The organism is Herbaspirillum sp. BH-1, assembly GCF_002870055.1.
In the GTDB taxonomy this organism is placed as follows: domain Bacteria; phylum Pseudomonadota; class Gammaproteobacteria; order Burkholderiales; family Burkholderiaceae_D; genus Herbaspirillum; species Herbaspirillum frisingense.
Genome location: NZ_PKOI01000009.1, coordinates 141,854 through 167,528, shown reverse-complemented (window position 1 = coordinate 167,528; position 25,675 = coordinate 141,854). Strand labels below are relative to the sequence as shown.

Genomic DNA, 25,675 nt, shown 5'->3' with positions numbered 1-25,675 from the left:
GACAATCTGGCGGGGCCTGGCGGCCGGTGCGCTCATCATAAGGCCTGAAGCACAGCCGCGCGTAGCGCCAGCCACCAGCAAAAAGGCCGTTCACCCGGGCGGGGGAACGGCCTTCTCTTCGACAGCGGGCGGACGATCAGGTGATCAGGCCAGCTTGCCGTGGCATTGCTTGTACTTCTTGCCGCTGCCGCATGGGCAGGGGTCGTTGCGACCGACCTTGGGGTACTCCGAACCATCGTCGCTGTCGGCCAGGGCGGTCGGTGCCAGCAGTTCCTCGGGCGCGGCTTCCGGATTGAAGTCGGCGTGCTGGTAGTTGACGTTGATGGGCGAGCCACCAGCCATGCTTTCCTCGGCCGCTTCGATTTCCTCGCGGCTCTGGATGCGGACCGTCATGACCACCTTGATCACTTCGTTCTTGATCAGGTCCAGCATCTGGGCGAACAGTTCGAAGGCTTCGCGCTTGTATTCCTGCTTGGGGTTCTTCTGCGCATAACCACGCAGGTGGATACCCTGGCGCAGGTGATCCAGCGCGGCCAGGTGTTCGCGCCAGTGGTTGTCGATGCTCTGCAGCATGACGCTGCGCTCGAAACCGGCGAAGGCATCCACGCCGACCACGGCGACCTTGGCGTCGTAGGCATCCTTGGCAGCGGTCAGCAGGCGCTCCAGCAGGTCTTCGTCGGACAGGTCCGGCTCGGCCGCCAGCATCGCTTCCAGCGAGACGTCGAGCTGCCATTCTCCGGTCAGCGCGGCTTGCAGGCCCGGGATGTCCCACTGCTCTTCCATCGACTCGGCCGGCACGTACTGGCGGAACAGGTCGGTGAAGACGCCATCGCGCAGGGAGGCGATCATCTCGGCCATTTCCACCGATTCCAGCAGCTCGTTACGTTGCTGGTAGATCACCTTGCGCTGGTCGTTGGCGACGTCGTCGTATTCCAGCAGTTGCTTGCGGATGTCGAAGTTGCGGGCTTCCACCTTGCGCTGGGCCGATTCGATGGAGCGGCTGACGATGCCGGCCTCGATCGGTTCGCCTTCGGGCATCTTCAGGCGGTCCATGATGGCGCGCACGCGATCGCCCGCGAAGATGCGCAGCAGCGCATCGTCCAGCGACAGGTAGAAGCGCGAAGAACCCGGATCGCCCTGGCGGCCGGAACGGCCACGCAGCTGGTTGTCCACGCGACGCGATTCGTGACGTTCGGTACCGATGATGTGCAGGCCGCCGGCATTGACCACGTGGTCGTGCAGGGACTGCCATTCATCGCGCAGCTGCTGCGACCTGGCGGCCTTGTCGGCGTCCGACAGGGATTCGTCGGCCTCGATCAGCTGGATCTGCTTGCCCATGTTGCCGCCCAGCACGATGTCGGTACCGCGACCGGCCATGTTGGTGGCGATGGTGATCATCTTGGGACGGCCGGCCTGGGCCACGATCTCGGCTTCGCGGGCGTGCTGCTTGGCGTTCAGGACGTTGTGCGGCAGCTTGGACTTGGTCAGGATGCCCGACAGCAGTTCCGAGTTCTCGATCGAGGTGGTGCCCACCAGCACGGGCTGGCCGCGCTCGTAGCAGTCCTGGATGTCCTTGACCATCGCCATGTACTTCTCTTGCGCGGTCTTGTAGACCTGGTCCTGGCGGTCCTTGCGGGCATTGGGACGGTTGGGCGGGATCACCACGGTTTCCAGGTGATAGATTTCCTGGAATTCGTAGGCTTCGGTATCGGCCGTGCCGGTCATGCCGGAGAGCTTGCCGTACATGCGGAAGTAGTTCTGGAAGGTGATCGAGGCCAGGGTCTGGTTCTCGTTCTGGATCTTCACGCCTTCCTTGGCTTCCACCGCCTGATGCAGGCCGTCGGACCAGCGGCGGCCGGTCATGAGACGACCGGTGAATTCGTCCACGATCACCACTTCGCCGTTCTGCACCACATAGTGCTGGTCGCGGTGGTACAGGGTGTGGGCGCGCAGGGCGGCGTACAGGTGGTGGATCAGGGTGATGTTGGCGGCGTCGTAGAGCGAGGCGCCTTCGGCCAGCAAGCCCATCTGGGTGAGGATTTCCTCGGCCTTGTCGTGACCGGATTCGGTCAGCAGCACCTGGTGGCTCTTCTCATCCTTGGTGTAGTCGCCCGGGACTTCGATCTTGCCCTTGCCGTCCGGGGTTTCCTCGCCGATCTGCAGCGTCAGCAGCGGCGGCACGGCGTTCATCTTGTGGTACAGCTCGGTGTGGTTCTCGGCCTGGCCGGAGATGATCAGCGGGGTACGCGCTTCGTCGATCAGGATCGAGTCCACTTCGTCGACGATGGCGAAGTTCAGGGCGCGCTGTACGCGGTCGTCGGCATCGAAGACCATGTTGTCGCGCAGGTAGTCGAAGCCGAATTCGTTGTTGGTGCCGTAGGTGATGTCGGCCGCGTAGGCCTCCTGCTTGACATCGTGCTCCATCTGCGACAGGTTCACGCCGGTGGTCAGGCCCAGCCAGCTGTAGAGTTGTCCCATGTCGTCGGCGTCGCGCTGGGCCAGGTAGTCGTTGACGGTCACCACGTGCACGCCCTTGCCGGCCAGGGCATTGAGGTAGGCCGGCAGGGTCGCCATCAGGGTCTTGCCTTCGCCGGTGCGCATTTCTGCGATCTTGCCGAAGTGCAGGGCCATGCCACCGATCAGCTGGACATCGAAGTGGCGCATCTTGAGCACGCGACGGCTGGCTTCGCGGCAGACCGCAAAGGCTTCCGGCAGGATCGCGTCGAGCGCTTCGCCGCCGGCGATGCGTTGCTTGAATTCGGGCGTCTTGGCTTGCAGTTCAGCATCGGTCAGCTTCTCGACCGAGGGCTCCAGCGCGTTAATCTGGCGGACGATTTTTTGATATTGTTTGAGCAGACGCTGGTTACGGCTGCCGAAAATCTTGGTCAGGAATGACATGCTTGGATTCTATAAAAGCGCCGATGAATGATCCGGCAGATAGACGTTTGGCACCCGGCCGTGGGGTTCCGGCCGACAACGCCCGAAAATAAACCATGGATTTTAGCACGCAGGCCCGCGCCAATGGCTTTACGGCCCGGCCCGAGGCGGTAAAGCCTTAGATCGGGCAGGTTTGCAAGGTTTCAAGATGGAAGGGGCGCGTGAAGAAATATTCAGGCCGGCGCGCCCGGCCAGAGGCCAGGGCTCAGCGACCGGCCACGAACACCGGCATCTGCTTGGGCTGGTTGCCACCATTGGCTCCCAGCGCCAGGAACTTGCGCGGGTCCTGGGCGATGCCACGGATGCGTACCTCGAAATGCAGGTGGGCGCCAGTGGAACGGCCGGTGGAGCCAACATCGGCCACATGCTGGCCGCGCTTGACGATGTCGCCCACCTTCACATAAAGGCGCGAGGCGTGGGCGTAACGGGTGATGATGTTGTTGCCGTGGTCGATTTCCAGCATGTTGCCAAACTGGTAATGATATTCCGAGGCGATCACCACGCCGGCCGCCGCTGCGACGATGCGCGTACCGACCGCAGCGGGGAAGTCCAGGCCTTCATGGAAGGCGTTGTGGCCGGTGAAGGGGTCCAGGCGCCAGCCGAAGCTGGACGAATTGTAGGCGACGTTGACCGGCTGGTTGGTCGGCAACAGGCGCGACTTGATCTTGTCCCCCATCAGGGTGGATTCGACGGCGTTGAGGTAATCGGTGCGATGCCCGGCATCCACGGCCAGGTTGTCCAGCATGCGGCGCAACTCGTCCAGGCCGACATCGCGGCCCGGACCGGCCAGGCTGGAGACTTCGGCGCCGCCGCGACCGGGCGACTCCTTGAAGTTGAATTCCTCGGGACGGATGCCGGCCAGGCCCTGCACCCGCTCGCCCAGCGCATCCAGGCGCATCATCTGGGCCTGCATCTCGCCGACCTTGACGGCCATCATGGCCAGGTTTTCCTTGAGGAATTTTTCGTTGCGGCCGTCCTCTTCCTGGCTCATCGATACCGCCAGCTTGTGCAGCAGCGGGGAGGCATCGGGGTCTCCGGCCTGGCGCAGCAGGAAGTAGGTGATCAGTGTCGAGGAGCCGGCGATCAGGCCGACCAGCAGGAACATCAGGATGAACAGGTGCTTGCTGCCCAGCGTGACGGAACGGGCTTTGGTGAAACGGGGGTGCAGCAGGATAATTTGCATCTTTGCTCCTTGGTCTCCGGCCGGTCAGACACCGGATGTGATAAGGTTTAAAGATGAAGTACCCATCTACGTTCACCCCTTATCGGCCTGCCCCCACGAGCGCCCAACGCATGGCGAAGAGCACGAAGGGAGCCGCGGATTTCTTGCGGTCGAATTCGACGATGGCGGCGCTCTTGCCCGCCCTGGCTCGCATGGGCACGCTGCAGCAGTCGGTCGCCGCGTCGTTGCCGGCGATGTTTGCCGCGTGTCAGATCTTGCAGTTCGAAGCTGGCGTGCTGGTCATGAGCGCACCCAATGCAGCGCTGGCGGCCCGGTTGAAGCAGCAAACCCCGAGGCTGCAGGACCGCCTGCTGAAGGACGGATGGCAGGTTAATTCAATCCGAATCAAAGTGCAAGTTGGCAAAACTGCCCCTCCGCCTCCGCCCAAACGGGTGCTGGAGCTGACCGAGGGCGCCCTCTCCTCCTTCGCCGAGCTCAGCAGTACGCTGGCCAGCGACCCGCGCAGTCAGGGTCTGAAGGAAGCGATCGATGCCATGATACGGCGTCGCGACGGTCGCAGATCGTCCAAGCAGGCAGGGGAATCGTCGCCATTTCCCGAGGGAAGCTAGACCCGCCCGCCCCTGTCCTGATAAAAGATTTACAAGATTTTTTACCAGCCCACTCTGCAGCGCCAAAAAGAAACGCCCCGGTCCTGGCCGGGGCGTCTGCATTCAGGGCTGCTGCTGTGCGGTTAAGCGATCAGTTCAGCGCCCACTCCTGCTTGGCCTGCATGACGTAGGTCTGCGGCGCCTGCTCCAGCTTGTCGAAGCTGACGATTTCATAGGCGTCGGGTTGCGACAGCAGTTCGCGCAGCAACAGGTTGTTGAGCCCGTGGCCGGACTTGTGGGCGTCGTAGCTGGCCAGCAAGGGATGGCCGATGATGTAGAGGTCGCCGATGGCGTCCAGGATCTTGTGGCGCACGAACTCGTTGTCGTAGCGCAGGCCGTCGGCGTTGAGGATGCGGTACTCGTCCATGACGATGGCGTTCTCGAAGGAACCGCCCCGCGCCAGGCCCATGCCGCGCAGGGTTTCGACGTCCTGCATGAAACCGAAGGTGCGCGCGCGGGCGATTTCCTTGACGTAGGAGTCGATGCCGAAATCAACTTCGGCGACCTGGCCGGTACCATCCACGGCGGGGTGGTTGAATTCGATGAAGAACTTCAGGCGGAAACCGTCATAGGGTTCCAGGCGCGCCCATTTTTCCTTGTCACCGCTGCCTTCGCGCACTTCCACCGGCTTCTTGACGCGGATGAATTTCTTGGCCGCATTCTGTTCCTGCAGGCCGGCCTGCTGTAGCAGGAAGACGAAGGACGAGGCCGAGCCATCCATGATGGGGATTTCTTCGGCGGTCAGATCGATATACAGGTTGTCGATGCCCAGACCGGCGCAGGCCGACAGCAGGTGTTCGACGGTGGAAACCTTGGCGCCATCCTTGGTCAGGGTCGAGGCCATGCGGGTGTCGCCCACGCCGGTGGCCATCATCGGCAGCTCGACCACCGGGTCCAGGTCGACGCGACGGAAGATGATGCCGGTATCGGGCGCGGCCGGGCGCAGGGTCAGCTCGACCTTGGTGCCGGAGTGCAGACCGACGCCCGTGGTCTTGACCAGATTCTTGATTGTGCGCTGTTTCAACATCCGGCCATTATAGCCAAGATGCCCGCTCGTCGCCCCGCTACGGCGCGGCTTTGTTGCAAATCGTTCCCATCTGCAACGACCCGTCAGTGCGGTCTCGCGACGACTTCTTGCACGACTTGCCATTTCCACAAAGCAAAACGGCATGCCGCAGCATGCCGTCGCAGGATTCCCGGAGGAAATCAGCCCAGTTGGCCCAGCAGGGTCTCGGCGTTGGACACCTCGAACTTGCCCGGTGCTTCCAGGTTCAGCTGCTTGACCACGCCATCTTCCAGCAGCATCGAATAGCGCTGCGAACGCACGCCCATGTTGCGTTCGGTCAGGTCGAACTCCATGCCCAGTGCCTTGGTGAAGGTGGCGCTGCCGTCGCCGAACATGCGCACGATGCCGGTGGCCTTCTGGTCGCGGCCCCAGGCGCCCATGACGAAGGCGTCGTTGACCGAAAGGCACCAGATCTCGTCCACACCCTTGGCCTTGAACTGGTCCGCCAGGGCGATGTAGCCCGGCACGTGCTTGGCCGAACAGGTCGGGGTGAAGGCGCCGGGCAGGGCGAACAAGGCAATCTTCTTGCCCTTGACCAGGTCGGACACCTTGAAGGCGTTGGGGCCCAGGCTGCAGCCTTCGGTCTCGGTCTCGATGAATTCGGTCAGGGTGCCTTCGGGCAGGCGGTCGCCGATCTTGATGGTCATGGTGTTTCCTCGTCTGGTTGTATAAGTGATCTAGGTGATGAATCTGGCCCGATTGATCGATCGGACAGATGAGTTGCCCGCAGGCGACGCACGAAAAAACGCCGCGCACCAGGCGCGGCGTTAGTATGCCTCGGAACCGGCCGGCCTGCTTCGACTGCGCAGGCCAGCGCCGAACACCCGACTCAGTCCGCCTGCTTGCGCAGGAAGGCCGGGATGTCGTAGGTTTCCATGCCGTTCTTTTCCAGCGCGCGCACGGTGTCGGAAGCCGACTCGCGACGCCACACGGCCGGAGCCTTCAGGCCACCGAAGGCAGCAGCCGGTTGCGCTGCGCCTTGCGGCATGACGCCACCGACGGCCATCATCGGTTCGTTGTGGGTACCGGTACGCATGACCGGGGTCTGCACCAGTTGCACGGCCTTGCGGGCACGGCCCAGGCCGGTGGCCACCACGGTGACGCGGATCTCGTCGCCCATGCTGTCGTCGTAGGCGATACCCTGGGCGATGGAAGCGTCAGGGGCAGCGAAGGCGCGCACGGTCGCCATCACTTCCTTGATTTCCTTACCCTTCAGGCCACGGCTGGCGGTCACGTTGACCAGCACGCCGCGGGCGCCCGACAGGTCGATGCCATCCAGCAGCGGCGAGGCCACGGCCTGCTCGGCGGCCACGCGGGCGCGGTCCACGCCGGCAGCGGTGGCGGTACCCATCATGGCCTTGCCCTGCTCGCCCATGATGGTCTTGACGTCGTTGAAGTCGACGTTGATATGGCCCGGGACATTGATGATCTCGGCGATACCGGCCACGGCGTTGTTGAGCACGTCGTCAGCATGGGACAGCCATTCGATCATGCTGTCGTCTTCGTAGATCTCTTCCAGCTTTTCATTGAGAATGATGATCAGCGAATCGACGTGCTGGGTCAGCTCTTCCAGACCGGCGTCGGCGATGTCCATGCACTTCTGGCCTTCGTAGGAGAACGGCTTGGAGACCACGGCTACGGTCAGCGCGCCCAGCGACTTGGCCACCTGCGCCACCACCGGTGCAGCACCCGTGCCGGTGCCGCCACCCATGCCGGCGGCGATGAAGACCATGTGCGCACCGCGCAGGGAATCTTCGATGCGGGCACGGGTTTCCTCGGCCAGACGGCGACCGACGTCAGGCTGCATGCCGGCGCCCAGACCGGTATCACCGATCTGGATGACGTTATGCGCCTTGGATTGCTTGAGCGCCTGGGCATCCGTGTTGGCGGCGATGAATTCGACGCCAGAGACACCCTTGTTAATCATGTGCTGCACGGCATTGCCGCCAGCACCGCCAACGCCAACGACCTTGATGATCGTCCCCAGCGTCGCATTGTCGACCATATCGATTTCCATGATGACTCCTTTAAATATATGTGTCCTGCAGCTGGCAGTTGATAGGCATCACGCGGTGTGACGACTAGCAACTGATCACTGCTGTCTATACGTTCAATTCCCTGTTGTTGCTGCTTTAACTTTTGAAACCAATACTGCCGATGCTACGAATGCCACGAATGCATGTTGCGAGTCATGCCTGCTACCTATCCCAACAAAACCGTCCTGCCCATCTGCTGGCGTCCCGTCCATCTCGACTGCCTGAACCCTACAGCCGTTACGCCAGCGCCCACCAATGCTTTTACATCCTGATGCATTCCACAGCCCGCCCGTATAGCCTGCGGGATGCGGTCCTCAGAAGTTGCCGAGGAACCATTCCTTCATGCGCTGCCAGACCGCCTTCACCGAGCCTTCCTGGCGGGTCACGATGTAGCCGCGCAGGTATTGCTTCTTGGCTTCCTGCAGCAGGCCCAGCACGGTCGAGTAGCGCGGGCTGCGCACCACGTCGGCCAGCTGGCCGCTGTATTCGGGCGTTCCCAGGCGGGCCGGCTTCAAGAAGATGTCTTCGGCCAGTTCGGTCATACCCGGCATCATCGCCGAGCCGCCGGTAAGGACGATGCCGGAGGACAGCACCTCTTCGTAACCCGACTCGCGCACCACCTGGTGCACCAGCGCGAACAGCTCCTCCACACGCGGCTCGATGACCGCCGCCAGCGCCTGGCGCGACAGCGTGCGCGGATTGCGATCGCCCAGGCCCGGCACTTCCAGGGTCTCGGTCGGATCAGCCAGGATCTGCTTGGCCACGCCATAACGCAGCTTGATCTCTTCGGCCTCCAGCGTCGGCGTGCGCAGGGCCATGGCGATGTCGTTGGTGATCTGGTCGCCGGCAATCGGAATCACCGCGGTGTGCCGGATCGCGCCTTCGGTGAACACCGCCACGTCGGTGGTGCCGCCGCCGATATCGACCAGCACCACGCCCAGCTCGCGCTCGTCGGTGGTCAGCACCGAATCGGCCGAGGCCATCGGTTGCAGGATCAGGTCCGAGACTTCCAGGCCGCAGCGGCGCACGCACTTGACGATGTTCTGCACCGCCGACACCGCGCCGGTGACGATGTGGACCTTCACTTCCAGGCGGATGCCGCTCATGCCGATGGGCTCGCGCACATCTTCCTGGTTGTCGACGATGAATTCCTGCGGCACCGTGTGCAGCAATTGCTGGTCGGTCGGGATGTTGACCGCCTTGGCGGTCTCGATCACGCGGGAGACGTCGGCCGCCGTGACTTCCTTGTCCTTGATGGCCACCATGCCGCTGGAGTTGAAGCTGCGGATGTGGCTGCCGGCAATGCCGGTATAGACATTGCGGATCTTGCAGTCGGCCATCAGCTCGGCCTCTTCCAGGGCGCGCTGGATGGATTCGACGGTGGCTTCGATATTGACCACCACCCCCTTCTTGAGCCCCTTGGATTCGGACTGCCCCAGCCCGATCACTTCATGGCGGCCGTCGGGCAGCACCTCGGCCACCACCGCCACCACTTTCGAGGTGCCGATGTCCAGGCCGACGATCAGATTTTTTGCGTCTTTTGTCATAGCGTTCCGCTTATTTCTTTTTCCCGTTCATTGCCGCCAGCACCATGCCATCCGCCTTCAACGCCATCCCGTTGGGATAGCGCAAGTCGACACTTTCTATCTTGCCCTGCAATCTTTCCAGCAGTTGCGGATACACCGCCACCAGCCTTGCCACACGTTCCTTCAGGACCGCATCGCCCTGGTCGCGCCCCAGTTCGACCGTCATGCCGTTGTCCAGGCGCACCGTCCAGGCATAGCGATTGGACAGCACCAGCGACTCCGGCTCCAGCTTGATCGGTGCGAACCACTGGCGGAACAGCGCCAGCCGCGCCACCACCTGCTGCTCGCTGCCGGGCGGGCCATCGAATTCCAGCAGGTCACCGTCGTCCTCGGCCTCGGCCAGGTTGGCGGTAAACACATCGCCCTTCTGCGACAACAACTTGCCATCTTCACCCCAGGTGCCCAGGGCCTTGTGTTCCTCGATCTTCACCACCAGCCGGTCCGGCCATTCGCGCCGCACCATGGCCTTGCGCACCCAGGGCACGGCTTCGAAGGCCGCCCGCACCGCCGTCAGGTCGGCGGTGAAGAAATTGCCGTGGATGCGCGGCACCGCCGTCGCCCGCACCGTCAACGCATTGACCTTTTCCAGCGGCAACTCGCCGGCGGACTCGATACGTATCGTGTGCAGCGTAAACATCGGCCGCTGCGCCACCCACCACAAACCGGATGCCACCAGAGCCAGCAGCACCAGCGCAATGAGCGCACTGCTGATGGCGTTGAGCATCTTGACGTCCTGCCACATCGACGCGCGCGCTCCCTTAGACCCGAACCATCACGACTGGCCCGCCTGCGGCGTCCAGTCCTTGGAAGGCGTCATGTCCAGCGCCGCCATCTGCAGGATTTCGCAACACAGGTCCTCATAGCTCATGCCCACCGCCTTGGCCGCCATCGGCACCAGCGAATGACCGGTCATGCCGGGCGAGGTGTTGATTTCCAGCAGATAGGGTTCGGCCTTGCCATCGGTTTCGCGCAACATGAAATCGACCCGGCTCCAGCCGCGGCAACCCAGCGCATTGAAAGCCTGTACCGCCAGATCACGCAGATGGCGCGTCAGTTCCTCGTCAAGCGGGGCCGGACACAAATATTTTGTGTCATCGGTGAAATACTTGTTCTGGTAATCATAGTTACCCTCCGGTGCGCGGATCTCGATGACCGGCAAGGCACGCGCCTCACGGCCCGTTCCCAGCACCGGCACGGTCAACTCGCGGCCGCGGATGAATTCTTCGGCCAGCACCACGCTGTCATAGCGGGCGCACAGGTCGAAGCCTTCCTGCATGTCCGAATAGCCGTTGACCTTGGCGATGCCGATGGTCGAGCCTTCGTGCGGGGCCTTGAGCATCAGCGGCAGGCCCAGTTCGTCCGGTACCAGGCGCAGCTGCTCGCGGCCGGTGGCCTTGGCATCCAGCGTCAGGAAGCGCGGCGTGGGCAGGCCGTGCGAGAGCCAGATGCGCTTGGTCATGACCTTGTCCATGGCGATGCTGGAAGCCATCACACCGGGGCCGGTATAGGGCAGGCCCATCTGTTCCAGCGCACCCTGCAGGGTGCCGTCTTCACCATAGCGGCCATGCAGGGCGATGAAGACGCGATCGAACTTCTCGGCCTGCAGTTCGCCCAGCGAGCGCACGGCGGGGTCGAAGGGATACGCATCCACGCCCTTGCTGCGCAAGGCCTGCAGCACGCCGTTGCCCGACATCATCGACACTTCGCGTTCGGCCGAACGGCCGCCGAAGAGCACGCCGACGCGGCCGAAGGCCTTGATCTGGTCCTGGCTGATCATGCGGCCCCCTGTTCGTTCTTGCCGCCGGCCTGCGCCACCAGGCGCGCCGGTACGGCGGAAATCGATCCCGCACCCATGGTCATGACCACATCGCCATCGCGCACCACGTTGCGGATGGTCTCGGGCATGTCGCCGATGTCATCGACGAATACCGGCTCCACCTTGCCGGCAGCACGCAGGGCATGCGCCAGCGAGCGGCCGTCGGCGGCCACGATGGGCGATTCACCGGCCGCATAGACCTCACCCAGCACCAGCACGTCCGGCGAGGACAGCACCTTGACGAAGTCCTCGAACAGATCGCGGGTGCGGGTATAGCGGTGCGGCTGGAAGGCCAGCACCAGCCGGCGGCCCGGATAGGCGCCACGGGCGGCGGCGATGGTGGCGGCGGTTTCGACCGGATGGTGACCGTAGTCGTCCACCAGCGTGAAGTGGCCGGCCGGCTTGCCCTGGGCATCGGTGATCGGCACTTCGCCGTAGCGGGTGAAGCGGCGACCGACGCCATTGAATTCGGTCAGCGCCTTCTGGGTGGCGGCGTCATCCACGTCCAGCTCGCGGGCAATGGCGATGGCGGCGCAGGCGTTCTGCACGTTGTGCATGCCGGGCTGGTTCAGGCTCACCTGCATGGGAGCGTAACCGTCCTGGATTACGGTGAATTCCATCTTGCCGTCCACCGCCTTGGCGTCGATGGCACGCACGTCGGCGTCTTCATGGAAGCCGTAGGTGAGGATGGGCTTGGAGACCATCGGCATGATCTCGCGCACGTGCGGATCATCCAGGCACAGCACGGCCACGCCGTAGAACGGCAGGCGCTGGGTGAATTCGACGAAGGCCTGCTTCAGACGCGCGAAGTCATGGTTGTAGGTCTCCATGTGATCGGCGTCGATATTGGTGATCACCTCGATGACCGGCATCAGGTTCAGGAACGAGGCATCGGACTCGTCGGCCTCGGCCACGATGAATTCCCCGGTACCCAGCTTGGCATTGGCGCCGGCGCTGGTGAGACGACCGCCGATGACGAAGGTGGGGTCCAGACCGCCCTGCGCCAGCACGCTGGCCACCAGGCTGGTGGTGGTGGTCTTGCCATGGGTGCCGGCGATGGCGATGCCCTTCTTCAGGCGCATCAGCTCGCCCAGCATCACCGCACGCGGCACGATGGGGATGTGTTTCTTGCGCGCTGCCAGCACTTCCGGATTGTCGCCCTTGACGGCGGTGGAGGTGACGATGGCGTCGGCGCCCTCGATGTTCTCGGCCGCATGGCCGTAGCGGATGCAGGCACCCAGTTGCGCCAGGCGCTGGGTGGCCGCGTTGCTGCCCAGATCGGAGCCGGAGACGCCATAGCCCAGGTTCAGCAGAACCTCGGCGATGCCGCTCATCCCGGAGCCGCCGATACCGACGAAGTGGATGTTCTTGACGCGATGCTTCATGGTGTTACCAGTCCTTCCAGCACGCGCGCGATTGCCTCGTTGGCATCGCGCCGGCCCTGTTCGTATGCCGCCTGCGCCATTTCATGGCATGCAGCGCGGTCCAGTTTCTGCAGCAAACCGGCCAGATGTTCCGGCGTCAGTTCGCGTTGGGGCAGGTGGATCGCCGCCTTGTTGGCGGCCATCCACCTGGCGTTGTCGATCTGGTGCGAGGTCGTCGAGACCGCCAGCGGTACCAGCACACTGGCCACGCCAGCGGCGGTCAGCTCGGAGACCGTGATCGCGCCGGCACGGCAGATCACCAGATCGGCCTCGGCGTAGCGACGCGGCATGTCGTCGATGAAATCGAGCACCTCGGCCTGTACGCCGGCAGCGTCATAGGCCGCGCGCAGCGCGACGATATGCTGCTTGCCTGACTGATGCGTGACTTGCGGGCGCAACTCGGCAGGCAGCCGGGCCAGTGCAGCAGGCACGTTGTCGTTCAGTACCTTGGCACCCAGGCTGCCACCCACCACCAGGATCTTCAGCGGGCCGGTACGCGTGGCATAACGCTCGCCCGGTTGCGGCAGGGCGATGATTTCCTTGCGCACCGGATTGCCGGTGACCTCGGCCTTGCCGGCGGCCCGGCCGAAATCGGCGGGGAAACCGAACAGCACCTTGTCGGCCAGCGGCGTCAGGGTCTTGTTGGACAGCAGCAGCGCCGCGTCGGCATTGACCAGCACCAGCGGCTTGCCGCGCAGGCGTGCCATCGCACCACCCGGCACGGTGACGTAGCCCCCCATGCCGAGCACCACGTCCGGGCGACGCTGGCCGAGGATGCGGAAGCAATGGAAGAAGCTCGCCGCCAGGCGCCACACGCCCTTGACCGTATGCATCAGGCCCTTGCCGCGCAGACCGGCGAAGACGATGCTGTCCATCTCCACGCCGTGGCGCGGGACCAGATCGCGCTCCATACCGTGCGTGGTGCCCAGCCAGGATACCTGCCAGCCACGCGCGCGCATGGTCTCGGCAATGGCCAGGCCGGGGAAGATATGACCACCGGTCCCGGCCGCCATGATCAGCAACTTGCGTGGCGCGCTCATAGGCGACCTCCGCGCATCAGGACCCGGTTTTCGTAATCGATGCGCAACAGGATGGCCAGACCGACGCAGTTCAACAGCACGCCCGATCCGCCGTAGCTCATCAGCGGCAAGGTCAGGCCCTTGGTGGGCAGGAGACCCAGGTTCACGCCCATGTTGATGAAAGCCTGCACCCCCAGCCAGATGCCGATGCCCTTGGCCACCAGGCCGGCGAAGGTCAGGTCCAGCGCGATGGCCTGGCGGCCGATCTCGAAGGCGTGCTTGACCAGCCAGTAGAACAGCAGCACCACCACCAGCACGCCGACGAAACCGAGTTCCTCGCCGATCACGGCCAGCAGGAAGTCGGTATGCGCCTCCGGCAGGTAATGCAATTTTTCCACGCTGCTGCCCAGGCCCACGCCGAACAGCTCGCCCCGCCCGAAGGCGATCAGCGAGTGCGACAGCTGGTAGGCTTTGCCCAACGCATTTTCTTCTTCCCAGGGATTGAGATAGGCGAAGATGCGCTCGCGCCGCCAGGGCGAAGTCACGATCACCAGCGAGAACACGCCCACCAGCGTAGCGCCGATGCCGCCAAACCAGACGCCATTGATACCGCCCAGGAACAGGATGCCCATGGCGATGCAGACGATCACGCCGAACGCGCCCAGGTCGGGTTCCAGCAGCAGCAACAGGCCCACCAGGCCGACCGCTGCGGCCATCGGGAAGAAACCCTTGACCAGCTTGTGCATCACCGCCTGCTTGCGCACCGTGTAATCGGCCGCATAGAGGACGATGAACAGCTTCATCAGTTCGGAAGGCTGCAGGTTGATGATCTTCAGCGAGAGCCAGCGCTTGGCGCCGTTGACGCCCTTGCCCACGCCCGGCACCAGCACCATCAGCAGCAGGATCAGGGTGATGCCGAACAGGTAGGGCGCCCACTTCTGCCAGGTCTCGATGCGCACGCGGAAAGCCAGCGCACCGGCGACGATAGAGAGCACGATGAAGATCGCCTGGCGCATCAGGAAATGGTAGTTCGAATAGGACGCGTACTTGGGCGAATCCGGCAAGGCCACCGAGGCCGAATACACCATCACCATGCCGAACAGCATCAGCAGCAGGACCACCCAGATCAGCGGCTGGTCGTATTCCATCATGCGTGAACGCTGCTCCAGACCGATGCTGCCCGATGCGCTGCCGCGACCGGCACGGACCCGGCCGGCGGCCACCGGCGCAGCCTCCTTGAGGCCACCCAGCAAGCTGCGCATCGAGGACAGGTTCAGTTTCATGCCAGTACCTCGCCACGCGAGAGCGCCAGCTCACGCACCGCGTCCACGAAGACCTCGGCACGATGGGCGTAGTTGCGGAACATGTCCAGGCTGGCGCAGGCCGGGGACAGCAGCACGATGTCGCCGGCGCGCGCGATCTCGCCGGCTTTTTCGACGGCGGCTTCCAGGCTGACGCAATCGATCAGCTCGACACCGCTGTCGGCCAGCGCGGCGCGAATGGCGGGAGCGTCACGACCGATCAGCAGCACGGCGCGTGCATATTTCTGCACCGGCAGGTCCAGCGGCGAAAAGTCCTGGCCCTTGCCGTCGCCACCGGCAATCAGCACGATGCGGTTCGGACGACCACCCAGGCCCAGGCCGTTCAGGGCCGCCACGGTGGCGCCGACATTGGTGCCCTTGCTGTCGTCGTAGTAATCCACTTCCTGGATCACGCCGACCAGCTCCACCCGGTGCGGCTCGCCGGTGTAGTCGCGCAGGCCGTGCAGCAGCGGCGCCATCGGCAGGTCGATGGCGCGGCACAGGGCCAGCGCGGCCAGTGCATTCATGGCGTTGTGGGCGCCGCGGATCTTGAGGGCATCAGCCGGCATCAGGCGCTTCAGGGTGACCGGAGGCGGCAGCATGTCCTTCTGCTTGCGGCGCCGCTTGCCTTCCGGCACCTCGTCGTCTTCATGCACGAAGGCATTGGCCAGCCACTGCATGCCATTGTCGTTGACCAGGCCGAAGCTGTTGGGCGCGGTCGGTTCGTCCAGGCCGAAGGTCGACAGCGGCGCGGCGCCGGAGGCCATCTCCATCACCAGCGCATCGTCACGATTGAGCACGCGCACCGTGCCCTGACCGAAGATGCGGGCCTTGTCGGCGGCATAGTTTTCCATGCTGCCGTGCCAGTCCAGATGGTCCTGGGTCAGGTTGAGCACGGTGGCCGCATGCGGCTGCAGGCTGTGCGTGGTATGCAACTGGAAGCTGGACAGCTCCAGCACCCAGGCCTGCGGCATGCTGCCACGGTAGGTCGGCTCGGGCGGCGGCGGTGGCGGGACTTCCACCAGCGCGTCTTCTTCAGCCTTTCGCGAGACTTCCATGAAGTCGCCCAGGTTCATGGCTTCGCCAGTCGTGGCGGGCATATCGGGATCGGCCTGCGGCACGACGTCGGAAGCCACTTCCAGGGTGGCGGCGACGGTGGGATCGACTGTTTCTGCAGCGACCGGCGCTTCGGCCAGCTCAGCGTTTTCAGGGGCTTCGGTCGCCCCGGTGGTCTCAGCGGCCTCAGTAATCTCAGCGGCGGGCAGGTCTGCTTCGACAGCCTCGTGCGGCTGTTGCACCGGTCCGGTCGCTTCGCCGTCGTCGGCCGTTGCCAGCAGATCCAGCTGCGGGGCAGCGGATGCATCAGGCGACAGATCAGCAGACGAATCTGCGGACGGTTCGGCGGACGAATCAGCCGGCAGATCGGCCTGCAGCACCGGCACGGCAATCGCTGCCGCTTCTTCGATACGGGCGGCGGCGCGACGATGCTTTTCGGCCTCGGCCGCCTGCTGGGCATCCAGCACGGCTTGCTGGGCGGCTTGCGCCTCGGCTTCGGCCTGCGCCTGGGCTGCGGCGATCGCATCCTGCTCGGCCAGTTCGGCCAGGAAGACCTTGTCCCGGATCACCGCTTCGCGCAGCACATCCAGCGCGGCCGGGCTGATATTGCCGGCCACTTGCACCGACAGGCCGGCGCGCTGGCACAGCAGACCGGTCAGGCGCGTCACCGTGGTCTTGCCGTTGGTGCCGGTGATGGCCAGGACCTTGGGCTGGTACAGCGTTTCTTCGCGCAAGGCGGCCAGCGCCTGGGCGAACAGTTCGATCTCACCCCACAGCGGCAGGCCACGCTCGGCGATGGCCGGCATCAAGGGGGCCAGTTCGCCATCGGGCGCCAGGCCCGGGCTGACGGCGACGAAGTCCACGCCCTCCAGCAGGGAGGGCGACAAGGCCTGGCCCAACACGGCCTGGGCCTCGGGTGCGTCACCGCGCAGGGCGGCCAGGCGCTCGGCCAGGGCCGCTTCGCCACGGGTATCGGCCACGCGCACGCTGGCGCCGCAGTAGACCAGCCACCGCGCCATTGCCAGGCCGGACTCACCGAGTCCGAGCACCAGAACGTGTTTGCCCGAGTAATTCATCGTTGTTTCCAAACTCACTTCTCTAGAACCTGCTTGCTACAAAGGCGCCCCTGACATGGTCGGCAAGGGCGCCGTGATTTCTTTCCTGCTACGGGGTGAAGCAGACTTCAACGCAGCTTCAGCGTCGACAAGCCCACCAGCACCAACATCATGGTGATGATCCAGAAACGGACCACCACCTGGGTTTCCTTCCAGCCCTTCTGCTCGTAGTGATGGTGCAGCGGCGCCATCAGCAGCACGCGGCGGCCGGTGCCGAAACGCTTCTTCGTATATTTGAAATAGGCCACCTGGATCATCACCGACAGGGTCTCCACCACGAAGATGCCACCCATGATGAAGAGCACGATCTCCTGGCGCACGATCACGGCGATGGTGCCCAGCGCGCCACCCAGCGCCAGCGCACCGACGTCACCCATGAACACCTGCGCCGGGTAGGCGTTGTACCAGAGGAAGGCCAGGCCCGCGCCGCCCATGGCGCCGCAGAAGATCAGCAGTTCGCCGGCGCCCGGGATGTGCGGGATGAACAGGTATTTGGCGTAGCTGGCATTGCCGGTCAGGTAGGCAAACAGGCCCAGCGCGGCACCCACCAGCACGGTGGGCATGATGGCCAGGCCATCCAGGCCGTCGGTCAGGTTGACGGCATTGCTGGTGCCGACGATGACGAAATAGGTCAGCGCGATGAAGCCCCACACACCCAGCGGATAGGTGACTGTCTTGAAGAACGGCACGATCAGGTCGGCCTTGGGCGGCAGGTCCAGGCTGAAGCCGGAACGTACCCACGCCACGAACAGGTCGAAGACCTTCATGTTGCTCACTTCCGAGACCGAGAAGGCCAGGTAGAACGCTGCCACCAGGCCGATCAGCGACTGCCAGAAATACTTTTCGCGCGAGCGCATGCCCTGCGGGTCGCGATAGACCACCTTGCGATAGTCATCGACCCAGCCGACGGCGCCAAAACCGAGCGTGACGATCAGCACGATCCAGACGAAGCGGTTGGACAGGTCGGCCCACAGCAACGTGGAAATGCCAATGCCGATCAGGATCAGCACGCCGCCCATGGTGGGGGTGCCGGACTTGATCAGGTGGGTCTGGGGACCATCGGTGCGCACCGCCTGGCCGACCTTCATGCGGGTCAGCATGCGGATCACGGCCGGGCCTGCGATCATGCCGATCAACAACGCCGTCAGCGTGGCGAACACCGCGCGGAAGGTAATGAAGTTGAACAGGCGCAGAAAGCCGAAATCCTGTTGAAAATTCTGTGCGAGCCAGACCAGCATGCTAATGGGTCTCCTGTTGATGTTGCGTGTTGGATTCAACGTTGACCAGATGCTGTACAACTCGCTCCATCTTCATGAAGCGTGAACCTTTTACCAAAACGGTCGCACCTTGCGGTGTGGCCTGCTCCACCGCTGCATTGAGGGCAGCGATATCGTCGAAATGCCTTGCCTGTGCGCCGAAGGCCGCGACGGCGTGCCTGCTCAGTTCGCCCAACGCGAACAACAGCGGGATGCCGCGGCTGTGCGCATAGGCGCCGATCTCGGCGTGGAATTGCGGCCCCTGGTCGCCGACCTCGCCCATGTCGCCCAGCACCAGCACGCGTGGACCGCTGATGGCGGCCAGCACGTCGATGGCGGCGCGCACCGAATCGGGGTTGGCATTGTAGGTGTCGTCAATCACCAGGGCACCGCTGACGGCCTGCTTGCGTTGCAGGCGGCCATTGACCGGGGCAAAGCTTTCCAGCCCGCGCACCACGGCCTCGACCGCGATGCCGGCACCCAGTGCGCAGGCAACTGCTGCCAGCGCATTGCGGACATTGTGTTCACCCACGGCGGCCAGTTCGAGATTGAACTGTGCCGGGGGGACGGCCAGCCCCTTGACGGTGACCTGCAGGCTGCTGCCGAACGTGCCGGCCTGATAGGTGGCGCTGACATCGGCTTGCGGCGTAAGGCCGAAGCTCAGCACGCGCCGCGTGCCGGCCTCTTCGCGCCAGAGGGCGGTGAAGTCGTCGTCGGCCGGGAATACCGCCACACCATCGGCCGGCAGGTGGCGGATCACGGCGCCGTTTTCACGCGCCACCGCTTCCACGCTGGCCATGAATTCCTGGTGCTCGCGCTGGGCATTGTTGACCAGGCCCAGCGTCGGCGCGGCAATGCGCGAGAGGACCGCGATCTCGCCCGGATGGTTCATGCCCATCTCGATGACGGCAGCCTGATGCTGGTCGCGCAGGCGGAACAGGGTCAGCGGCACGCCGATCTCGTTATTGAAGTTGCCACGCGTGCCCAGGTAGCCGTCTTCACCGAAGGCGGCTGCCAGGATAGCGGCGATCATTTCCTTGACCGTGGTCTTGCCGTTGCTGCCGGTCACGCCGATGACCGGGATCGCGCGGCGGTGACGCCAGCCATGGGCGATCTGGCCCAGCGCGGCGCGGCTGTCCGGCACCACGATGGCCGGCAGTGTCAGGCCTGGCGGTACGTGTTCGACCACCACGGCGGAGGCGCCCTGGGCGGCCACGGCATCAAGGAAGTCGTGCGCATCGAAACGCTCGCCGCGCAGCGCCACAAACACATTGCCGGGCTTGACCGCCCGGCTGTCGGTGACGACGTCGTTGAGGATCAGCTCACCGGCCGGCGCATTGATTACGCCAGGCACCGTATGGGCCGAGGCCGCCGCCTCGGCGGTGCGGATCCATTCCAGCATCTGGCTGAAGTCGAACCGCATCATGCGCCCCCCATCATGGTGGAGCGCGCAGCCAGCGCCAGGGCGACATGGTCGGCGTCGAGGAAGGGCAACTTCTTGCCGGCGATTTCCTGGTAGACCTCATGGCCCTTGCCGGCCAGCAGGACCACGTCCGCCTTGGTGGCGTGGCGGATGGCCCACAGGATGGCGCCGGCGCGGTCGGCCAGCAGCACCGGTTCCACGCGGCTCATGCCGGCGCGGATCTGTTCGATGATGGCTTGCGGGTCTTCGCTGCGCGGATTGTCGCTGGTCAGCACCACATGGTCGGCCTGCTCGGCGATCTGGCCCATCTGCGGGCGCTTGCCCGGATCGCGATCGCCCCCGCAGCCGAACACGCACCACAGCTGGCCGCCGCGCTGGGTAGCGACCTGACGCAGCGCGGACAGGGTCTTGTCCAGCGCATCGGGGGTATGGGCGTAATCGATCACGATCAGTGGCACGTCCGGCCCGCCGAACTGCTGCATGCGGCCGGGCGCGGGCGTCAAGGCGGCAGCGGCCGCCACGACGGCGTCCCAGGCCAGTCCTTGCGTCAGCAACACGCCCATGATGCCCAGCACATTGCTGACATTGAAGCGGCCCACCAGCTGGGTCTTGACCTGGCCGCTGCCGAAAGGCGAATCGACATGGAACACGGTACCGGCATGGCTGCTGCGCAACTGACTGGCACGCAGCGTGGGGATACGGTCCGCCTGGGCGTCAGCCTCTTCGGCCAGCGCGTAGCCGATCACCGGCACCTGGCGACCCGCCAGCAAGGGCAGCAGGCGCAGGCCCATGGGATCGTCCAGATTGAGCACGGCGTGCTTCAGGCCCGGCCACTGGAACAGCTTGCGCTTGGCGTCTTCGTAGGTCTGCATGTCACCGTGGAAATCCAGGTGATCACGCGTGAAATTGGTGAACAGGGCGACATCCACATGCATGCCGTTCATGCGCCCTTGCGCCAGCCCGATCGAGGAAGCTTCGATGGCCAGCGCCGTGACGCGCCCCTGGGCCAGCCGGGACAGGCTGCGCTGCAGCAGCACCGCGTCCGGGGTGGTATAGCCGGTCACATCAAAGCCCTGCTGCTTGCCGCCGATGAAGCTGCCCACGCCCAGCGTGCCGATCACGCCGGCATTGCTGATGCCCGGCAGGCGCGACAGGGCGCTCCCCAGCCACCAGGCGCAGGAGGTCTTGCCATTGGTACCGGTGACGGCCACGGTCAGCATGCCCTGGTCGGGCTGCCCATACCAGGCGGCGGCAATCTCGCCGGCCTGCGCCTTGAGGTCGGGCACGGCCAGGTGCGGTTCGTCGATCTCTTGTGGCCAGGTGTAGCCCTCGGCTTCATAGACGACCGCAGCCGCACCGCGCTCGACGGCATCGGGGATATAGGAGCGTCCGTCGGCGTCGCCCACGTAGGCGAAGAAGATGTCGCCCGGCGCCACGCGGCGCGAATCGGACGTCAGTTGCGCAGACGGCGCCGCCTGGCGCAGCCAGGCGAGTATCTCTTGCAGGCTCAGAACGCGCTTGGACATTACATGCTCTCCTCAAGCGGTTCTTTGGGAATGATGATGTTGGTCACGCTGGAGTCCGGCGGCACGTTCAATGCACGCAAGGCATTGGCGGCCACGTTGGCGAACACCGGGCCGGCCACCGGGCCGCCATAGTGCTGGCCTTGCGGCTCGTCGATCATGACCGAGATGATCAGGCGCGGGTCCGACATGGGGGCGATGCCGGAGAAGGACGCCACATACTTGCGCACATACTTGCCGCCCTCGATCTTGTAGGCGGTACCGGTCTTGCCACCCACGCGATAACCCGGCACCTGGGCCTGGGGCGCGGTACCACCGGGGGCAACCACGGTTTCCAGCATGCGGCGCATCTGCAGGGCGGTATCGGCCGAGATCACGCGCTGGCCGATGGGCGAGTCGGTGACCTTGGTGAAGGACAGCGGAATGATGTCGCCATTGCGGGCGAAGATCAGGTAGGCATGCGCCAGCTGGATCAGCGATACCGAGATACCGTGACCATAGCTCATGGTGGCCTGTTCGATCGGACGCCAGGACTTGTACGGACGCACGCGGCCGGCCACGGCGCCCGGGAAGCCGAACTTGGGCTGCTGGCCGAAGCCGACCGTGGTGAACATTTCCCACATCTCTTCAGGCGGCATGCCCAGGGCGATCTTGGCGGTACCGATGTTGGACGATTTCTCGATGATCTGGGCCACCGTCAGCGGGCCATGGGCATGCGAGTCGCCGATGGTGGCGGTGCCGATGGTCATCTTGCCGGGCGCGGTCTGGAACACGGTGGAGGGCGTGACGCGATGGGTGTCCAGCGCCAGCGCCACCGTAAACGGCTTGAGCGTCGAGCCCGGTTCGAAGGTATCGGTCACCACCCGGTTGCGCAGCTGCGCACCGGTCAGCACCGAGCGGTCGTTGGGGTTGTAGGTGGGCAGGTTGGCCAGTGCCAGCACCTCGCCGGTCTTGGCGTCGACCACGATGATGCCGCCGGCCTTGGCCTTGAATTTCTCCACCGCTTCCTTCAGTTGGGTGAAGGCGATGTACTGGATCTTGCTGTCGATGGACAGGGTCAGGTCGCGGCCATCATGCGGCTCGCGGATGGATTCGATGTCTTCCACCACGCGGCCCAGGCGATCCTTGATGACGCGGCGACTGCCGGTCATGCCGGCCAGGGTCTTCTGGGCGGCCAGCTCCATGCCGTCCTGCCCGGCATCTTCGATGTTGGTGAAGCCGACCACGTGCGCCATCACCTCGCCCTCGGGGTAGAAGCGCTTGTATTCCTTGCGGGTTTCCACGCCGGGGATGCCCAGCTTGACGATCTTGTCGGCGGTATCCTGCTCGACCTGGCGTTTCAGGTAGACGAAGCTGCGATCCGAATCCAGCTTCTTGCGCAGCTCGGCATCGCTCATTTCCAGCAGCTTGGCCAGTTGCACCAGCTTGTCCTTGGGCGCGGCCTGGACGTCGTCGGGAATGGCCCAGATCGCCTTGACCGGCACCGACGAGGCCAGCACCTGACCATTGCGGTCGGTGATCTTGCCGCGCGTGGCGGGCAGTTCCAGGGTACGGGCGTAGCGCGAGGCGCCCTGCTTCTGCAGGAAGTCGGTGGACACGCCCTGCAGCCACAAGGCCCGTACGATCAGGGCGACAAAGGCCACGAACAGCACGAACAGCACGAAGCGCGAGCGCCATGCCGGCAACTTGACCTGCAGGATGGGATTGGAGGAGAAGGCCACGCCCTTGGAAGCCGCCACGCGGCTGCCTGCCAGGTTGGGACGCGGAGGCATCTTGGTCATTGCGCCCCCACGGTGAGGTATTGGGTGCGGGCGGCGGTGACCGGCATCATGTTCAGGTCACGCCGGGCCAGTTCCTCGATGCGGGCGTTCTTGCCCAGCGTGGACTGGTCCAGTTGCAATTGCGCCCAGTCGACATCAAGCTGGCGAGCCGCGCTCTGGGCGCGCTCAAGCTCGATGAACAGGCTGCGTGCCTTGTACTGGGCGCTCACCACCGATAGCGCGCACGCCACCAGCAGGGCCGTCAGCAGCAGGCACAGGCGGCCGGTCACGCAGCCACTCCAGCGGCAGGTGCCACGATCAGCTCCAGGCCGCGCATCACCGCCGAGCGCGCACGCGGATTGGATTCGACTTCAGCCGCGCTGGGCATGATCCGCGGCAGCAGGCGTGCAGGGGCCTGCGGCAGGTCGATCGCACGAATCGGCAGGCGGCGGTCGGGCTGCGGTGCATGGGCCTTGGATGCCATGAACTGCTTGACGATGCGATCTTCCAGCGAGTGAAAGCTGATCACAACCAATCTCCCGTGCTGCGCCATCTGACGGAACGCTTTTTCCAGTCCTACCTCGAGTTCTTCAAGCTCTTGATTGACGAAAATCCGTACAGCCTGAAATGTGCGAGTGGCCGGATCTTTGCCTTTCTCGCGGGTTTTGACGGCCTGTGCCACGAGCGCGGCAAGCTGTCGTGTGCTTGAAATTGGCTGGATTGCCCGGCCAGCAACAATCTTCTTTGCAATCTGAAGAGCAAACCGTTCTTCCCCATAATCACGTATCACCTTTGCAATCTGCTGTTCGTCTGCCGTTGCCAGCCAATCCGCTGCCGACACGCCACGCGTGGTATCCATGCGCATGTCCAGCGGGCCATCCAAGCGAAAGCTGAAGCCGCGCGCGGCGTCATCCACCTGCGGCGACGAAATACCCAAATCCATCAACACCCCGTCGACCTGCGCGATGCCGCGTTCGGCAAGCGCCTGGTCCATGGTCGCGAAGCTGTCGTGCACGATCTCGAAGCGTGCATCATCGATCTTCTGCGCCGTGGCAATGGCCAACGGGTCCTTATCAAATGCGATCAGACGGCCCTGCGGGCCCAACCTGGAGAGGATGGCGCGACTATGACCGCCGCGACCGAAGGTACCGTCCAGATAAACGCCATTGGCGCGCTCGCCCTCGATGGCCAGCGCGTCCACGGCTTCTTCCAACAGCACGGTGCGGTGCTGCAGCTCGGGCACCGGTTGCAGATTCATCTTGTCCGGCCGTCAGAAGGAAAAATTACTCAACACATCCGGCATACCGCCCGCCACAGCCTCGGCTTCACTTTCAGCCAGCTTGACGGCATCCCAGATTTCGAAATGGCTACCCATGCCCAGCAACATCACGTCGCGCTGCAGACCAACGGCGGCGCGCAACTCCGGCGCGATCAGGATGCGGCCGGCACTGTCGAGCTCCACATCCTGGGCATTGCCCAGGAAGATGCGCTGCCAGGCACGGGCCGACATCGGCCAGTTGGCGATCTGCTCGCGATGCGTCTCCCAGGTCGGGCGCGGGAAGAACAGCAGGCAGCCATGCGGATGGCGCGTCACGGTGGCGCGCCCTTCGCACTGCACAATCAGGGCGTCACGATGCTTGGCCGGAATGGTCATCCGTCCTTTGGCATCGAGATTGAGTGCTGACGCGCCCTGGAACACTGTTTTTTCCTTCGCCTCTGGCGAGTGAGATTGCTGATCGGGTGTGGTGTCACCTTAGGCAAATGCAAATGAATCCACAAAATGCCCCACAAAAAAACACTTTTTGACACTGCCGCCCACTTTAGAGGATGCACTATTGCAGGTCAAGCGGTATACACAGGGAAAAACGGGGATTTTGCTAATAAAGTCAAAGACTTAGCGCACTTCCTTAAAACAGCGTTTTCAGAAGTTTTTCGAAGAAAATGAAGGACTTAGCATTTACATTGAAGGTGCAACCTGAGCTTTACACATGTGTTTATCGTCAGAATTGCGTAACGGCGCGGATTTGCGCGGCATGGAAGAGCTGGCGTGCGCGATTTCGGGGCGGTGACCGGGGCGCTCGAAAAGAGCTCTTGCCACCCTCCGATTTTGCGAGTGCAAAGAGAAAGCGACATGGATTTTGCACTGCAACTTTAGTTCCCCGGAAGCTCGCCGATCGTGCACTGAAACGATAAAAAAGCCAATCCAGGACGTCGGCCGCGATCAGACACGAACAGCCGATGAAGAAAACAGGGTCGCCAATGCCCGACGAAATGGGCGACGAAATGGCGGACGTGCCGGCGCGTGAGCACCGTTCTTGATCAAATTCTTCATCAAATGAATGCCCTGACGCGTTTTTGTTTTGACTTCGGCGCCGACCACCTTTTACTATCCGTGTCTTTGGGGAGATCGATACACCAAAACGGGGCCTCCACGGTCCGTTCAACGGTGCTGAAAAGCAGGTCGATTTTTTTCAATCAAGGTCGGTCAAGACCAGGTCAAATCGGCTGAAAACGCAGATAGGGCTTG

The 25,675-nt window shown here is 63.9% G+C and carries 20 protein-coding genes; 1 reads left to right on the top strand and 19 read right to left on the bottom strand.

Annotated features, from left to right (window positions below):
• Positions 1 to 144: 144 nt before the first annotated feature.
• Positions 145 to 2,898: a preprotein translocase subunit SecA gene (secA, locus tag HBH1_RS14270; protein WP_102663288.1), complete on the bottom strand. Its 2,754-nt coding sequence runs from the start codon at positions 2,896 to 2,898 to the stop codon at positions 145 to 147.
• Between the two features lie 244 nt (positions 2,899 to 3,142).
• Positions 3,143 to 4,120, bottom strand: coding sequence for a M23 family metallopeptidase (locus tag HBH1_RS14265; protein WP_006713171.1), 978 nt, complete (start codon positions 4,118 to 4,120; stop codon positions 3,143 to 3,145).
• Between the two features lie 53 nt (positions 4,121 to 4,173).
• Here HBH1_RS14265 and HBH1_RS14260 point away from each other — a divergent pair, with 53 nt between their 5' ends.
• The gene (locus tag HBH1_RS14260) at positions 4,174 to 4,728 is read left to right on the top strand and encodes a DciA family protein (protein ID WP_102663287.1); all 555 of its coding nucleotides are present in this window, start codon (positions 4,174 to 4,176) and stop codon (positions 4,726 to 4,728) included.
• A gap of 130 nt (positions 4,729 to 4,858) precedes the next feature.
• Here HBH1_RS14260 and lpxC read toward each other — a convergent pair whose 3' ends face one another.
• From lpxC to mraZ, 17 genes are all read right to left on the bottom strand, one after another.
• Entirely contained in the window at positions 4,859 to 5,794 is a 936-nt protein-coding gene (gene lpxC / locus HBH1_RS14255) for a UDP-3-O-acyl-N-acetylglucosamine deacetylase (protein ID WP_006713168.1), read from the bottom strand.
• A gap of 179 nt (positions 5,795 to 5,973) precedes the next feature.
• A complete protein-coding gene (locus tag HBH1_RS14250) occupies positions 5,974 to 6,480 on the bottom strand; it encodes a peroxiredoxin (protein ID WP_006713165.1) in 507 nt (168 codons plus the stop codon).
• 182 nt (positions 6,481 to 6,662) lie between these two features.
• A complete protein-coding gene (gene ftsZ, locus HBH1_RS14245; RefSeq protein WP_006713164.1) occupies positions 6,663 to 7,850 on the bottom strand; it encodes a cell division protein FtsZ in 1,188 nt (395 codons plus the stop codon).
• A 333-nt stretch (positions 7,851 to 8,183) separates the two neighbouring features.
• Positions 8,184 to 9,416: a cell division protein FtsA gene (gene ftsA, locus HBH1_RS14240; RefSeq protein ID WP_008334543.1), complete on the bottom strand. Its 1,233-nt coding sequence runs from the start codon at positions 9,414 to 9,416 to the stop codon at positions 8,184 to 8,186.
• Between the two features lie 10 nt (positions 9,417 to 9,426).
• Entirely contained in the window at positions 9,427 to 10,197 is a 771-nt protein-coding gene (locus tag HBH1_RS14235) for a cell division protein FtsQ/DivIB (protein ID WP_006713162.1), read from the bottom strand.
• Between the two features lie 30 nt (positions 10,198 to 10,227).
• Positions 10,228 to 11,232, bottom strand: coding sequence for a D-alanine--D-alanine ligase (locus tag HBH1_RS14230; RefSeq protein WP_102663286.1), 1,005 nt, complete (start codon positions 11,230 to 11,232; stop codon positions 10,228 to 10,230).
• Positions 11,229 to 12,656, bottom strand: coding sequence for a UDP-N-acetylmuramate--L-alanine ligase (gene murC / locus HBH1_RS14225; protein ID WP_102663285.1), 1,428 nt, complete (start codon positions 12,654 to 12,656; stop codon positions 11,229 to 11,231). Before murC ends, HBH1_RS14230 begins: the two co-directional genes overlap by 4 nt.
• Entirely contained in the window at positions 12,653 to 13,735 is a 1,083-nt protein-coding gene (murG, locus tag HBH1_RS14220) for an undecaprenyldiphospho-muramoylpentapeptide beta-N-acetylglucosaminyltransferase (RefSeq protein WP_102663284.1), read from the bottom strand. Before murG ends, murC begins: the two co-directional genes overlap by 4 nt.
• Positions 13,732 to 14,997 (bottom strand): putative lipid II flippase FtsW, encoded by a 1,266-nt coding sequence (gene ftsW, locus HBH1_RS14215; protein ID WP_102663283.1) that lies wholly within the window; start codon positions 14,995 to 14,997, stop codon positions 13,732 to 13,734. Before ftsW ends, murG begins: the two co-directional genes overlap by 4 nt.
• Entirely contained in the window at positions 14,994 to 17,147 is a 2,154-nt protein-coding gene (gene murD / locus HBH1_RS14210; RefSeq protein WP_102663282.1) for a UDP-N-acetylmuramoyl-L-alanine--D-glutamate ligase, read from the bottom strand. The genes ftsW and murD overlap by 4 nt, the downstream gene beginning before the upstream one ends.
• A 107-nt stretch (positions 17,148 to 17,254) precedes the next feature.
• Positions 17,255 to 18,424 (bottom strand): phospho-N-acetylmuramoyl-pentapeptide-transferase, encoded by a 1,170-nt coding sequence (gene mraY, locus HBH1_RS14205; RefSeq protein ID WP_006465517.1) that lies wholly within the window; start codon positions 18,422 to 18,424, stop codon positions 17,255 to 17,257.
• 1 nt (position 18,425) lies between these two features.
• Entirely contained in the window at positions 18,426 to 19,868 is a 1,443-nt protein-coding gene (gene murF, locus HBH1_RS14200) for a UDP-N-acetylmuramoyl-tripeptide--D-alanyl-D-alanine ligase (protein WP_102663281.1), read from the bottom strand.
• Positions 19,865 to 21,391 carry a UDP-N-acetylmuramoyl-L-alanyl-D-glutamate--2,6-diaminopimelate ligase gene (locus HBH1_RS14195; protein ID WP_102663280.1) on the bottom strand — a complete coding sequence of 509 codons (1,527 nt, stop codon included), beginning with the start codon at positions 21,389 to 21,391 and terminating at the stop codon, positions 19,865 to 19,867. Before HBH1_RS14195 ends, murF begins: the two co-directional genes overlap by 4 nt.
• Entirely contained in the window at positions 21,391 to 23,169 is a 1,779-nt protein-coding gene (locus HBH1_RS14190) for a peptidoglycan D,D-transpeptidase FtsI family protein (protein ID WP_006465514.1), read from the bottom strand. Before HBH1_RS14190 ends, HBH1_RS14195 begins: the two co-directional genes overlap by 1 nt.
• Entirely contained in the window at positions 23,166 to 23,438 is a 273-nt protein-coding gene (ftsL, locus tag HBH1_RS14185) for a cell division protein FtsL (protein WP_077235811.1), read from the bottom strand. The genes HBH1_RS14190 and ftsL overlap by 4 nt, the downstream gene beginning before the upstream one ends.
• Complete coding sequence (gene rsmH / locus HBH1_RS14180; RefSeq protein WP_102663279.1) at positions 23,435 to 24,406, bottom strand: 16S rRNA (cytosine(1402)-N(4))-methyltransferase RsmH; 972 nt, start codon at positions 24,404 to 24,406, stop codon at positions 23,435 to 23,437. Before rsmH ends, ftsL begins: the two co-directional genes overlap by 4 nt.
• A gap of 12 nt (positions 24,407 to 24,418) precedes the next feature.
• Entirely contained in the window at positions 24,419 to 24,847 is a 429-nt protein-coding gene (mraZ, locus tag HBH1_RS14175; protein ID WP_006465511.1) for a division/cell wall cluster transcriptional repressor MraZ, read from the bottom strand.
• Positions 24,848 to 25,675: the final 828 nt, after the last annotated feature.

Excerpts from the sequence above, each read along its gene's own strand:
- HBH1_RS14195 (WP_102663280.1), bottom strand. The coding sequence starts at position 21,391 with ATGTCCAAGCGCGTTCTGAGCCTGCAAGAGATACTCGCCTGGCTGCGC.
- HBH1_RS14265 (WP_006713171.1), bottom strand. The coding sequence starts at position 4,120 with ATGCAAATTATCCTGCTGCACCCCCGTTTCACCAAAGCCCGTTCCGTC.
- HBH1_RS14235 (WP_006713162.1), bottom strand. The coding sequence starts at position 10,197 with ATGTGGCAGGACGTCAAGATGCTCAACGCCATCAGCAGTGCGCTCATT.
- ftsW (WP_102663283.1), bottom strand. The coding sequence starts at position 14,997 with ATGAAACTGAACCTGTCCTCGATGCGCAGCTTGCTGGGTGGCCTCAAG.
- ftsZ (WP_006713164.1), bottom strand. The coding sequence starts at position 7,850 with ATGGAAATCGATATGGTCGACAATGCGACGCTGGGGACGATCATCAAG.
- HBH1_RS14250 (WP_006713165.1), bottom strand. The coding sequence starts at position 6,480 with ATGACCATCAAGATCGGCGACCGCCTGCCCGAAGGCACCCTGACCGAA.
- HBH1_RS14230 (WP_102663286.1), bottom strand. The coding sequence starts at position 11,232 with ATGATCAGCCAGGACCAGATCAAGGCCTTCGGCCGCGTCGGCGTGCTC.
- lpxC (WP_006713168.1), bottom strand. The coding sequence starts at position 5,794 with ATGTTGAAACAGCGCACAATCAAGAATCTGGTCAAGACCACGGGCGTC.
- murD (WP_102663282.1), bottom strand. The coding sequence starts at position 17,147 with ATGAATTACTCGGGCAAACACGTTCTGGTGCTCGGACTCGGTGAGTCC.
- HBH1_RS14190 (WP_006465514.1), bottom strand. The coding sequence starts at position 23,169 with ATGACCAAGATGCCTCCGCGTCCCAACCTGGCAGGCAGCCGCGTGGCG.
- rsmH (WP_102663279.1), bottom strand. The coding sequence starts at position 24,406 with ATGAATCTGCAACCGGTGCCCGAGCTGCAGCACCGCACCGTGCTGTTG.
- murG (WP_102663284.1), bottom strand. The coding sequence starts at position 13,735 with ATGAGCGCGCCACGCAAGTTGCTGATCATGGCGGCCGGGACCGGTGGT.
- secA (WP_102663288.1), bottom strand. The coding sequence starts at position 2,898 with ATGTCATTCCTGACCAAGATTTTCGGCAGCCGTAACCAGCGTCTGCTC.
- murC (WP_102663285.1), bottom strand. The coding sequence starts at position 12,656 with ATGAAGCATCGCGTCAAGAACATCCACTTCGTCGGTATCGGCGGCTCC.
- ftsA (WP_008334543.1), bottom strand. The coding sequence starts at position 9,416 with ATGACAAAAGACGCAAAAAATCTGATCGTCGGCCTGGACATCGGCACC.
- murF (WP_102663281.1), bottom strand. The coding sequence starts at position 19,868 with ATGATGCGGTTCGACTTCAGCCAGATGCTGGAATGGATCCGCACCGCC.
- HBH1_RS14260 (WP_102663287.1), top strand. The coding sequence starts at position 4,174 with ATGAAGTACCCATCTACGTTCACCCCTTATCGGCCTGCCCCCACGAGC.
- mraY (WP_006465517.1), bottom strand. The coding sequence starts at position 18,424 with ATGCTGGTCTGGCTCGCACAGAATTTTCAACAGGATTTCGGCTTTCTG.